This window comes from Aeromonas sp. SE22, assembly GCF_038739755.1.
Lineage (GTDB): Bacteria > Pseudomonadota > Gammaproteobacteria > Enterobacterales > Aeromonadaceae > Aeromonas > Aeromonas jandaei.
Map to the genome: position 1 here is coordinate 33,408 of NZ_JBCGFD010000021.1, position 12,343 is coordinate 45,750.

10 protein-coding genes are annotated in these 12,343 nt (G+C 60.7%); 8 read left to right on the forward strand and 2 right to left on the reverse strand.

Annotated features, from left to right (window positions below; genetic code table 11):
* The first annotated feature begins 10 nt into the window (after positions 1 to 10).
* The 5 genes from coaBC (at position 11) to pgi (ending at position 5,407) form a co-directional block, all read left to right on the forward strand.
* Positions 11 to 1,213, forward strand: coding sequence for a bifunctional phosphopantothenoylcysteine decarboxylase/phosphopantothenate--cysteine ligase CoaBC (gene coaBC / locus AAHA39_RS19795; protein WP_320657156.1), 1,203 nt, complete (start codon positions 11 to 13; stop codon positions 1,211 to 1,213).
* Between the two features lie 81 nt (positions 1,214 to 1,294).
* Positions 1,295 to 1,753 carry a dUTP diphosphatase gene (gene dut, locus AAHA39_RS19800; protein ID WP_320657155.1) on the forward strand — a complete coding sequence of 153 codons (459 nt, stop codon included), beginning with the start codon at positions 1,295 to 1,297 and terminating at the stop codon, positions 1,751 to 1,753.
* 68 nt (positions 1,754 to 1,821) lie between these two features.
* Entirely contained in the window at positions 1,822 to 2,418 is a 597-nt protein-coding gene (gene slmA, locus AAHA39_RS19805; protein ID WP_005339495.1) for a nucleoid occlusion factor SlmA, read from the forward strand.
* A gap of 164 nt (positions 2,419 to 2,582) precedes the next feature.
* Positions 2,583 to 3,419, forward strand: coding sequence for a mechanosensitive ion channel domain-containing protein (locus tag AAHA39_RS19810; protein WP_320657154.1), 837 nt, complete (start codon positions 2,583 to 2,585; stop codon positions 3,417 to 3,419).
* 338 nt (positions 3,420 to 3,757) lie between these two features.
* On the forward strand, positions 3,758 to 5,407 hold the full coding sequence (gene pgi, locus AAHA39_RS19815; protein ID WP_005355982.1) for a glucose-6-phosphate isomerase: 1,650 nt from the start codon (positions 3,758 to 3,760) through the stop codon (positions 5,405 to 5,407).
* Between the two features lie 168 nt (positions 5,408 to 5,575).
* On the opposite strand, the gene ilvC is transcribed toward pgi, so the two are convergent.
* The gene (ilvC, locus tag AAHA39_RS19820) at positions 5,576 to 7,057 is read right to left on the reverse strand and encodes a ketol-acid reductoisomerase (protein ID WP_320657153.1); all 1,482 of its coding nucleotides are present in this window, start codon (positions 7,055 to 7,057) and stop codon (positions 5,576 to 5,578) included.
* 221 nt (positions 7,058 to 7,278) lie between these two features.
* Between ilvC and ilvY the strand changes: the two genes are divergently transcribed.
* On the forward strand, positions 7,279 to 8,172 hold the full coding sequence (ilvY, locus tag AAHA39_RS19825) for an HTH-type transcriptional activator IlvY (RefSeq protein ID WP_043851854.1): 894 nt from the start codon (positions 7,279 to 7,281) through the stop codon (positions 8,170 to 8,172).
* Here ilvY and AAHA39_RS19830 read toward each other — a convergent pair.
* Complete coding sequence (locus AAHA39_RS19830; protein WP_201931724.1) at positions 8,161 to 9,027, reverse strand: hypothetical protein; 867 nt, start codon at positions 9,025 to 9,027, stop codon at positions 8,161 to 8,163. The two genes, ilvY and AAHA39_RS19830, sit on opposite strands and share 12 nt — an antisense overlap.
* Before the next feature lie 191 nt (positions 9,028 to 9,218).
* On the opposite strand from AAHA39_RS19830, the gene AAHA39_RS19835 reads away from it, so the two are divergent.
* Both AAHA39_RS19835 and AAHA39_RS19840 read left to right on the forward strand, forming a co-directional pair.
* On the forward strand, positions 9,219 to 9,410 hold the full coding sequence (locus AAHA39_RS19835) for a hypothetical protein (RefSeq protein WP_019446537.1): 192 nt from the start codon (positions 9,219 to 9,221) through the stop codon (positions 9,408 to 9,410).
* A 73-nt stretch (positions 9,411 to 9,483) separates the two neighbouring features.
* A complete protein-coding gene (locus AAHA39_RS19840; RefSeq protein WP_320657152.1) occupies positions 9,484 to 12,060 on the forward strand; it encodes a bifunctional acetate--CoA ligase family protein/GNAT family N-acetyltransferase in 2,577 nt (858 codons plus the stop codon).
* Positions 12,061 to 12,343 lie beyond the last annotated feature (283 nt).

The window sequence follows — 12,343 nt, forward strand, 5'->3', positions numbered from 1 at the left end:
GAAACAGCAGATGAGATTGGCCGATAAACGCATCCTGTTGGGTGTCAGCGGCGGGATCGCCGCCTACAAGAGTGCCGAGCTGGTACGCCGTCTGAAAGATCAGGGTGCCGAGGTGCGGGTGGTGATGACCCGCTCCGCCAAGGAGTTCATCACGCCGCTGACCCTGCAGGCGGTCTCCGGCCATCCGGTGGCGGACAGCCTGCTGGATCCGGCTGCCGAAGCGGGCATGGGTCATATCGAGCTGGCCAAGTGGGCCGATCTGGTATTGATCGCCCCCGCCAGCGCCAACCTGATGGCCCGTATGGCCGCCGGCATGGCCGACGAACTGCTCACCACCCTCTGTCTGGCCACCCCGGCACCGGTCGCCCTGGCGCCCGCCATGAACCAGCAGATGTACCTCAACGCAGCCACCCAGGCCAACCTCAAGACCCTGGCCAGCCGCGGCGTCCTGCTGTGGGGGCCGGACTCCGGCAGCCAGGCCTGTGGCGATGTGGGCCCGGGCCGGATGCTGGATCCCCTCGAACTGGTGGAGCGCAGCTGCCAGCAGCTGGCCGCCGAGCCCTTGCTGGCGGGCGTCAAGCTGCTGCTGACCGCCGGCCCGACCCGCGAGGCGCTCGATCCGGTGCGCTACATCAGCAACCACAGCTCCGGCAAGATGGGCTACGCCATCGCCCGCGCGGCTCATGAAGCGGGCGCCGAGGTGACGCTGGTGAGCGGCCCGGTTGCTCTGACCACTCCGGCAGGGGTCACCCGCGTCGATGTCGAGAGCGCCGAGCAGATGCATCAGGCGGTGATGAGCCGGGTGGGCGAATGCGACCTCTTCATCGGTTGCGCCGCGGTTGCTGACTATCGGCCCGAGCAGGTCGCCAGCCAGAAGATCAAGAAGAGCAGTGACAACGATCAGATGGTGGTGAAGCTGGTGAAAAACCCCGACATCATTGCTGCCGTCGGCGCCCTTTCAGACAAACCCTTCACTGTCGGATTTGCCGCCGAAACCGTGGATGTGGAACAATACGCCCTCGATAAATTGCAGCGAAAGCGGTTGGACATGATCGCCGCCAACGATGTATCCCGCGAGGGGCAAGGCTTCAACGCCGATGACAACGCCCTGACCGTGTTCTGGCAAGGGGGCCAGGCGCCTCTGCCGTTGGCCGACAAGCTGACGCTGGCCCGTCATCTGGTTGCCCTGATTGCGTGTCACTATCGGCGCTAAGCGTCCCGAAAGAACAAGACTCACGGCGCCCCGCCTTGCCAAGAGGGGCGCCAACACAAGATCCAACTGAAAAAGCGATTCATGACAACACAAATTGAACTGAAGATTCTGGATGCCCGTATCGGTAGCGAGTACCCGCTGCCCGCCTACGCCACCCCCGGCTCTGCCGGCATGGACCTGCGCGCTCTGCTGGATGCACCGCTGACTCTGGCTCCGGGCGATACCACTCTGGTACCGACCGGTCTGGCCATCCACATCCAGGATCCGGGTCTGTGTGCCACTATTCTGCCCCGCTCCGGTCTCGGCCATAAGCACGGCATCGTGCTGGGCAACCTGGTCGGTCTCATCGATTCCGACTATCAGGGTCAGCTGATGGTCTCGGTCTGGAACCGCGGCAAGGATGAGTTCACCATGCAACCCGGCGAGCGCATCGCCCAGCTGGTGATCATGCCGGTAGTTCAGGCCAGCTTCCAACTGGTCGATGAGTTCAACCAGAGTGAACGGGGTGAAGGCGGTTTTGGTTCTTCTGGTCGCCAATAACAGACCACACCAGCCTGATGGGCGGTGCCTAATAACAGAATCAAGCCATTGTTTTTTTAGGGGAATCCATGGCAAGCAGTAATCAGAAACAGAGTCGGCGCGATCAGATCCTGCAGGCGCTCGCCCATATGCTGGAAACCAGTCCCGGCCAGCGCATCACCACGGCCCGTCTGGCGGCCGAGGTCGGCGTCTCTGAAGCAGCCCTCTATCGACACTTTCCAAGCAAGGCGCGGATGTTCGAGGGGCTGATCGACTTTATCGAGGATTCCCTGCTGTCACGGGTCAATCTGATCATGGCGGAAGAGAAAGACACCATGGCGCGCTGCCACCACATCCTGCAGCTGCTGCTGGTGTTCGCCGAGCGCAATCCCGGCATCACCCGCATCCTCAACGGCGATGCCCTGCTGGGCGAGCACGACCGGCTGCGGGATCGCATCAGCATCCTGTTTGACAAGCTGGAGACCCAGATCAAGCAGGTACTGCGCGAGAAACGGCTGCGCGAGGGGCAGGGCTTCCAGCTCGACGAAACCATGCTGGCCAATCTGCTGCTGGCCTATACCGAGGGCCGCATCAGCCAGTTTGTCCGTTCCGAGTTCAAGCTCAAGCCTACCGCCGGCTTCGAGGATCAGTGGCAGTTTATCCGCAGCCAGCTGCTGCAAAGCTGAGCGCAGCGCTTTTCACCGAGCATAAAGAAGGGAGGCCTTGGCCTCCCTTCTTTTTTGTGGCAGCTTTTTATGGCAGTAAAATAAGCACCAGATGCGACCCGGACTGTCGCGCTGCGATGTTAGATTCATGCGCCATAAACCTTTAGCACCCGAAAGGACATCCTATGGAACCCGAAATCATTACCGAAGCGCAGACCTGGCTGGTCAATAACCAGAGCCTGCTGATCGAGTATGCCGTCAACATCGCGGCCGCCCTGCTCACCCTGCTGGTCGGCTATATCGCCGCCAATCTGCTCAGCGGTGGCGTGGTAAAAGTGATGCAGGCGCGCAAGCTAGACACCACAGTCACCCACTTCGTCGGCAGCATCCTCAAATACGCCATTCTGGTGTTCGTGGTGATCGCCGCGTTGGGCCGGGTCGGGGTGCAGACCGCCTCCTTCGTCGCTATTATCGGTGCCGCCGGTCTGGCCATCGGTCTGGCGCTGCAAGGCTCGCTCTCCAACTTCGCCGCTGGCTTTCTGCTGATCATCTTCCGCCCCATCAAGGCGGGCGAGTTTATCGAAGTGGCAGGCACGTCTGGCGTGGTGCAATCCGTTCAGCTGTTCACCACCACCCTCACCTCCGGTGACAACAAGATGGTGGTAGTACCGAACTCCGCCATCCTCAACGGCACCATCGTCAACTACTCGCGCATGGATACCCGCCGCGTCGATATGACCTTCGGTATCGGCTACGGCTCCGACCTGCGCAAGGCCAAGCAGATCCTTGAGCGTCTGGTGAACGAAGAGCCGCGCATCCTGAAAGATCCGGCTGCCACCATCGCCGTCGCCGCGCTGGCCGACTCCTCGGTCAATATCGTGGTGCGCCCGTGGGTCAAGACCGGCGACTACTGGGGTGTCTGGTTCGACTTCCACGAGAAGGTGAAACTCACCTTTGATGCCGAAGGGATCGAAATTCCCTTCCCGCAGATGGTGATGCACATGCAAAAACCGCAGGCGTGATCGCGGTAAAGCAGCAACCCACAATGCCAGCCTTCGGGCTGGCATTGTCATTTCTGGCGCGCCATCCGCTGCATAATCAGGCCGGCGGAATGAAAACAATTTCAGAGCTGCGGGCCAGCCCCAATCATGAGCGAGCGCAAGATCCCCCTTGCTTTCGTGACTCATAATCCCGATGTTCTGGTTGTATACTCCCGACGGTTGCCCCATTGCGGTAAAAGACAATCGGTAAAACTCTGTTACACGGGCCGCCCGGTCGGCTCGCTATAATGCTCGGATAATAAGGTTTGGCGGGACCTTGCCTGCAAGGTTCAAACACAACTTGGCATTTCAGGAATCCTATGAAAAACATCAATCCAACCCAAACCCAGGCCTGGCAGGCACTGGAAGCCCACTTTGCAGCAAACAAAGAGACCCGACTCAAGGATCTGTTCGCGCAGGACCCGAAGCGCTTTGACAAGTTTTCCCTTACCTTCGGCGGCGACATCCTGGTTGATTACTCGAAGAACCTGATCACCGAAGAAACCCTCAAGTTGCTGGTTGATCTGGCCAAAGAGACCGATCTTCGCAGCGCGATCGATGCCATGTTCAATGGCGACAAGATCAACATGACCGAAGGGCGCTCCGTACTGCACGTGGCCCTGCGCAACCGCTCCGACCGCCCCATCGAGTGCGACGGCAAGGATGTGATGCCGGAAGTGAACGCCGTACTGGCCAAGATGAAGGGCTTCTGCGAGAAGATCATCTCCGGCGAGTGGAAAGGCTACACCGGCAAGGCGATCCAGCACGTGGTCAACATCGGGATCGGTGGCTCCGATCTGGGCCCGGTGATGATCACCGAGGCACTGCGTCCCTACAAAAACCACCTGCAGATGCACTTCGTCTCCAACGTCGATGGCACCCACATCGCCGAGACCCTGAAGAAGATCGATCCGGAAACTACCCTGTTCCTGGTGGCCTCCAAGACCTTCACCACCCAGGAGACCATGACCAACGCCCTGACCGCTCGCGACTGGTTCATCAAGATCGCCGGTGACAAGGCCCACGTTGCCAAGCACTTCGCTGCGCTCTCCACCAACGGCAAGGCCGTGGCCGAGTTCGGTATCGACACCAACAACATGTTCGAGTTCTGGGACTGGGTTGGCGGCCGCTACTCCTCCTGGTCAGCCATCGGCATGCCCATCGCCCTCTCCGTCGGTTTCGAGAACTTCGAAGCCCTGCTGCAAGGCGCCTTCGAGATGGACATGCACTTCGCCACTGCCTCCTATGAGCAGAACGTGCCGGTGCTGCTGGCGCTGATCGGCCTGTGGTACAACAACTTCTACGGTGCCGAATCCGAAGCCATTCTGCCGTATGATCAGTACATGCACCGCTTCCCTGCTTACTTCCAGCAGGGCAACATGGAGTCCAACGGCAAGTACGTGGATCGCAACGGCAAGCCGGTTGACTACCAGACCGGCCCCATCATCTGGGGTGAGCCTGGCACCAACGGCCAGCACGCTTTCTACCAGCTGATCCATCAGGGCACCAAGCTGATCCCCTGTGACTTCCTGGCGCCGGCCATCAGCCACAACCCGATCGGTGACCACCACCCGAAACTGCTGGCCAACTTCTTCGCCCAGACCGAGGCGCTGGCCTTCGGCAAGAGCAAGGAAGAGGTCGAAGCCGAGTTCCTGGCTGCTGGCAAAACCCTGGAGCAGGTCAAGGATCTGGTGCCGTTCAAGGTGTTCGAAGGCAACCGCCCGACCAACTCCATCCTGTTCAAGAGCCTGACCCCGAAGACCCTGGGTGCCCTGATCGCCATGTACGAGCACAAGATCTTCGTACAGGGCGCAATCTGGAACATCTTCTCCTTCGACCAGTGGGGCGTGGAGCTGGGCAAACAGCTGGCCAACAAGATCCTGCCGGAGCTGGGCAACAACGAGGCTGTCACCAGCCACGACTGCTCCACCAACGGTCTGATCAACACCTGGAAAGCGTGGAAAGCCTGATTTATCCGGCCTTTCTGAATGCAAAAGCCCCGCTCGATGAGCGGGGCTTTTTATGACCATCTTTTATGACTGTCAGGCTGATTTTTCTGGCTGGCCGGTCGGGTGTCCAGTCCGACCGGCGACGGGGATCGTCATCCCCGCCCCTTCATCCTCCAGCCCGATGCGGGCTTAACCGCCAACGGCGATGCGTTTCATGTCTTTCATATAACCACGCAGTACCTGGCCGATTTTCTCGATCGGATGGTTGCGGGTCGCTTCGTTGGCCGCCAGCAGCGCCAGGTTGTCGACGCTCTGCCCTTCCGCCTTGCTGGCACCCAGATCGCCCGCTTTCAGGGTCGGCATGAAGTGCTCGCGCAGCAACGGCACGGCGGCGTTGGCGAACAGGTAGTTACCGTACTCGGCGGTATCGGAGATGACCACGTTCATCTCGTACAGACGCTTGCGAGCAACTGTGTTGGCGATCAGCGGCAGCTCGTGCAGGGATTCGTAGTAGGCGGACTCCTCGTAGATACCGGAAGCCACCATGGTCTCGAACGCCAGCTCGACACCCGCCTTGACCATGGCCACCATCACCACGCCATTGTCGAAGTACTCCTGCTCGGCAATCTTGCCAGCGAACGCAGGGGCATTTTCGAAGGCAGACTTGCCGGTCTCTTCGCGCCAACCGAACAGCTTGGCATCGTCTTCGGCCCAGTCGGCCATCATGCCGCGGGAGAACTCACCGGCGATGATGTCGTCCATGTGCTTCTCGAACAGCGGGCGCATCAGGGTCTTGAGCTGCTCGGAGAGCTCGAAGGCGCGCAGCTTGGCCGGGTTGGAGAGGCGGTCCATCATCAGGCTGATGCCACCCTGTTTCAGGGCTTCGGTGATGGTCTCCCAGCCGAACTGGATCAGCTTGCCGGCGTAGGCCAGGTCGGTGCCTTCGGCAACCAGCTTGTCGTAGCAGAGCAGAGAACCGGCCTGCAGCATGCCGCAGAGGATGGTCTGCTCGCCCATCAGGTCGGATTTCACTTCCGCCACGAAGGAGGACTCCAGCACGCCGGCACGGTCGCCGCCGGTGGCAGAGGCCCACGCCTTGGCGATGGCCATGCCTTCGCCTTTCGGGTCATTTTCAGGGTGAACGGCGATCAGGGTCGGTACGCCGAAACCGCGCTTGTACTCCTCACGCACTTCGGTGCCCGGGCACTTGGGCGCAACCATCACGACTGTGATGTCGGAGCGGATCTGCTGACCCTCTTCCACCACGTTGAAGCCGTGGGAGTAGCCCAATGCGGCGCCCTGCTTCATCAGCGGCATCACGGTTTTCACGACGTCGGAGTGCTGTTTGTCCGGAGTCAGGTTCAGCACCAGATCGGCGGTCGGGATCAGCTCTTCATAGGTGCCGACCGCGAAGCCGTTGTCGGTGGCTTTCTGCCAGGAGGCGCGCTTCTCGGTGATGGCGGCCTTGCGCAGGGCATAGGAGATATCCAGCCCGGAGTCGCGCATGTTCAGACCCTGGTTCAGACCCTGGGCACCACAGCCCACAATCACCACCTTCTTGCCCTTCAGCACGTTGCAGCCGTCCGCGAACTCTTCGCGCTGCATGAAACGACACTTGCCCAGTTGGGCCAACTGCTGACGCAGGTTCAAGGTGTTGAAATAGTTAGCCATGGTGATTGCTCCGTTCGATTGATTCCATGCCGGATGGCGGCGTTGTCTGAACCACTATAGCGCGGGACACTTATTGCCTGAACTGATATATTCGAAACAGTACATTGCAATAATTGAAACGTTAACCCTTCATAATCGCCTGCTGAATGTACCGCGAGATGGCAGAAACAAGCCGCCAACCGCTGGATATCGGGCACACATGCCGCGCCAGGAGCTGAAAGATGGACCTTCGCAATCTCGAGCTGTTTCTCCACCTCGCCGACTCCCTCCACTTCGGCAAGAGCGCCGATGCCATGGCGGTCAGCCCCTCCACCCTGAGTCGTGCCATCCAGCGCCTGGAGCAGGAGACCGGCTGCGTCCTGTTCGAGCGGGACAACCGCTCGGTGCGGCTCACCCCCGCCGGCGAGAAGCTGCGGGAGTTTGGCGGCGGCCTGTTGCAGGAGTGGCGTCAGCTCAAGCAGGAGCTCAAACGCAGCGATGAACCGCTGCAGGGGCGGCTACGGGTGTTCTGCTCGGTCACCGCCAGCTACTTTCTGCTGCCCGAGGTACTGGAGCGCTTTCGCCGCCGCTACCCCCAGCTGGAGATCAAGCTGGAGACCGGTGACCCGGCGCTGGCGGTGGACAAAATCCTGGCCGACGAGGCCGATCTCGCCATCGCTGCCCGCCCCGATGCCCTGCCCGCCAAGCTGGAGTTCGCCAGCCTGCAGCAGGTGCCGCTGGTCTTTATCGCACCACGCAATGCGCCCCAGCTGAACCAGTGGTTCCGTCAGGGCGAGCCGGATTGGGAGCAGCTGCCGGTCATCCTCTCCGAGCAGGGGCTGGCCCGCAAACGCAGCGATCAGTGGTTTCGCAACAAGGGGATCGCCCCCAACATCTACGCCGAAGTGGCGGGTAACGAGGGGATCGTCGCCATGGTGGCGCTCGGTTGTGGCGTGGGGCTGGTGCCGGCGGCGGTGATCGACCACAGCCCGCTCGGCGACAAGGTGCGGATCATCGACCTCAAGCCCGCCTTCAAGCCATTTGATGTGGGGATCGGGGTGCTCAAGAAGCGACTGGAAGAGCCGCTGATCCGCGCCTTCTGGGATACGGCGCAGAACCAGAACTCACTGCGTTGAGACGGGCTGGTAGATGAGCGTCGGGTCGGCCATCATCTTGCGACTCGACAACGGCAGATCAGGATTGTTCAGCTCGAGGCGCTGCCGCTGGTCGAGCTGCAAACGGCGGATGGTGCTGCCAAACCCCTCCTCGAAGATCCGGTCAAAATCCCCGGTTTGCCGCGCCCGCTGCAGGCCAAGCTCGATGCGCTGCGCCAGCTCCGGATATTTGGGCGAAACAAAGAAGAGCAGCGCCAGCGGATAGCGAAACACCAGATGGGGCTCGATGGCCAGATCCGGGTGCTGTTTCAGCTCATCCTCGACCTCGATGACGGAGCGCAAAAAGCAGTCGAAACGCTGCTTGCGCAACATGTTGAACAGCGCTTCGTAGAGGTTGCCCGCCATCACATTGAGGCCGTTGGCCCTCAGCAACTGGGTGTCAGGCCAGGATCTGTGCTGGCCGATGATGAGCCCGGAGCGGCGCCAGTCGGCCAGCGAATGAATGGCGGCAAAGCGCCCCTCATCCCCCTGCCGGATCAGGCAAACCCGCCAGCCGAGCAGCCCTTTGGCCAATGGAATGTGTACCGCCAGCAGATCCCTTTCCCGCTCCTCATCGGGGGCAAACACTCCGACCTGAACCAGCTCGCCGCTGTGCAGCTCTTTCACCGTCCGCCCCTGTTCCATCGGTGGGCTGGAGACCAGCTGGTAGGGGCCATATTCAGGCACCGTCAGATCTAGAGAGAGCCGCAGCAACTGCACCACTGCCGGGTTGGGATGCTCCAGCAGCAGATTCCAGGTGCGGATCGACTGCACGGCAGCCGACGTATCCGCCGCCCACAGCCACAACACCATGCACCACAATCCGACTCGCTTCATTCCCTGCACCATCCAAGCGCCATGCTTCTGGTCATACTATAACGCCAGCCAAGGGCCTGATGCGGCGTTCGCTGCCAGATGTGTGAACCTTCTCCTGTCCCGTCTCATGTCAGAAGTGACAATAGGCAAACCGGGCAAGGGATCGCAGACTGAATATTCGCCATCATCGAACTACATCAGGGAGGAGCACCATGAAACAGCATCTGGTCGAGATCAAGGGATCAACCCTGTTTGAGGAGTATTTGCAGAGCATGGGTCTGCCCAGCACCTTGCTGGACAGGGAGCAGGAGATCTATCTGCAGGAGCGTCACCTCGGTGCCATCCGCCGGGTACAGGGGGAGCTGCGCTTTTACCTGCGCGCCAACGCCCTGAACAAACGGTGATCGGGAGCCGGTCACAGAACCTGCAACAAAGAGGTATTAGACTGGTATCTTCCCCCTTTCGACGGGAGTGCCCATGAACGCAAGCGGTCTGGATCGGCTGTTCAAACCCCAATCAATCGCCATCATCGGCGCCTCGACCGATCCGCACAAAGCGGGCCATGTCATCGTTCGCCATCTGCTGGCGGGCCACTTCAAAGGGCCCATCCTGCCAGTCACCCCGCGCAGCAAGGCGGTGGCCGGCGTGCTGGCCTATCCCGACATTGCCAGCCTGCCACTGGCTCCTGATCTCGCCATCATCTGCACTCGCCGGGAGCGGGTCATCCCCCTACTGGAGGCGCTTGGCCAGAAGGGCGCGGGCGCAGCCATCATCCTCGCCGCCGATTTTTCACAAGATGAGCGGCAAGAGCTGAAACGGCTCTGCAAACAATACGGTATCCGCCTGCTCGGCCCCAACAGCATGGGGATGCTGCTGCCCGGTCAGGGGCTCAATGCCAGCTTTTCACCGATTGCCGCCAAGCCCGGGCAAGTCGCCTTTCTCTCCCAGTCTGCCGCGGTCAGCACCACCATTCTCGACTGGGCCAAGCAGCATGAGCTGGGATTCTCTGCCTTTATCTCCCTTGGCGATCACTGCGACATCGACTTCGGCCAGCTGTTGGACCAGCTCTCCCGCGACAGCGTCACCCGCGCCATCCTGCTCTACATGGACAAGCTGCACGATGCCCGCCATTTTCTCTCGGCGGCGCGAGCGGCCTCGCGCAACAAGCCGATCCTGGTGCTCAAAAGCGGACGCCACGATCCGGCCCACGGCCTCGACAACGTCTATGACGCCGCCATCCGCCGCGCCGGCATGTTGCGGGTGCGGGATACCCACGAACTGTTTGCCGCAGTGGAGACCCTGAGCCACTCCATGACCCTCAAGGGCGAACGGCTCGCTATCATCTCCAACGGCCGCGGGTTGGCCAATATGGCGGTGGATGTGCTGCTGGAACGGGGCGGTAAACTGGCACGCCCACCGCTCGATATCGGCAGCGATGCCACCATCACCACCTATCAGGAGGCGCTGGACAACCTGCTCGGGGAAGAGGGGATCGATGCCATCCTGATCATTCATGCTCCTTCGCTCACAGCTCCCAGTGCACCACTGGCCAGCCATCTTATCGCCCACCTGAAACAGCACCCCAGAGCACGCCGTTTCAATATTCTTACCAACTGGGCGGGCGAGTATTCGGCACAGGAGGGGCGCAAACTCTTTACCGAAGCGGGCATCCCGACCTACCGTACCCCGGAAAGCGCCATGGCCGCCTTCATGCATATGGTGGAGTACCGCCGCAACCAGAAGCAGCTGATGGAGACCCCCGCCTCCCTGCACGGCAACCAGCTCAATATCGAGCTCTGCCAGCAGCTGATCCGCCAGGCGCAGGAGCGCAAACAGCTGAGGCTGGATACCCATCTCGCCCACCCCATCTTGCAGGCAGCCGGGCTCGCGACCCTGCCCACCTGGATCGTCACCGACGCCATCGAGGCAACCCTGACTGCCGAGCAGATCGGCTACCCGGTGGCAGTCAAACTCCGTTCGCCCGATATCCTGCACAAATCTGCCGTGCACGGTGTGGTGCTCAATCTGCGCACTTCGGCCGAAGTAGCACAGGCCGCCGACGCCATTCTGGACAGGGTGAAACAGCACGATCCCGGCGCCCGTATTGAAGGGTTGCTGGTACAGCGCATGGCGCGGCGTAGTGGTGGTCTGGAGCTGCGGGTTCGTATCCAGCAAGACGCCATCTTTGGCCCCGTCATCCTGCTCGGTGAATCGGGCGCGGAGCCACAGGAGATGGTTGCAGCGCTGCCGCCGCTCAATCAGGCTCTGGCCCGTTACCAGATCATCGGTGCGCTCAAGAGTCGCAAGATCCGTGAACATGCCACTCCTGATCGGCTGGATATCGATGCCCTCGGTCAGGTGCTCTGCCAGCTCTCCGAACTGCTGCTCGCCTTCCCGCAAATACAGGAGCTGGATCTTCATCCGCTGCAAGCCTGTGGCACCGAGATGGTAGTGCTGGATGCCAGCGTCACGCTGGCCGACCCTGCACTTCCACCCGCCAGTCGGCTGGCGATCCGCCCCTACCCGACCGAACTGGAGGAGGGAGCCTGGCTCAAGGATCAGAGTCATGTTCTGCTGCGACCCATTCGCCCGGAAGATGAACCGGCTCACAAACAGTTCGTGCTGCAGGTTTCCGATGAGGACAGGTACAAACGCTTCTTCGCCGACGTGGGTGAGCTGGGTCACGAAGAGTTGGCTCGCATGACCCAGATCGATTACGACCGCGAAATGGCCTTTGTCGCCGTAGGGCAGGATGGGGAACGTAAAGGTCAGATTCTCGGGGTAGTGCGCGCCATCTCGACGCCGGATCTCAGCGATGCCGAATTTGCCATTCTGGTTCGTTCCGACCTGAAAGGACTGGGGCTCGGCAAACTGATGATGGAGAAGATCATCCGCTACGCCTGCGAGCAGGGGATCGGCCAACTCTCCGGCATGACCATGCCAAGCAATCGCGGCATGGTAACCCTCGCCAAGCGACTCGGCTTTACCATTGACGTTCAGATGGAGGAGGGAGTGGTCAATATGGCCCTTCCCTGTGGCGCTGTAGCCCAGTGATGGGGATGGGTGGCTACGAGTAATCCAGTACAAATGGTTGCGAATCATCCGAAAAATGACCGCAATTACATACCAAAAGGAGGGAATAGCGGGCCTGTCAGCGGCCCTCCCTTAGGCAAGAGCCACTGTTCAGTGGCCTCTCGATGCTGAAAACACAAAAGCCCGGTCTGATAACCGGGCTTTTGTGTCTATTCTGGCGTGCACCGCTGTGGCCAACAGGCAAATCGCCCATAGCAAAAAGGCCTTCCCAATCGGGAAGGCCTTCTATTTAGTGGCGGAGCGG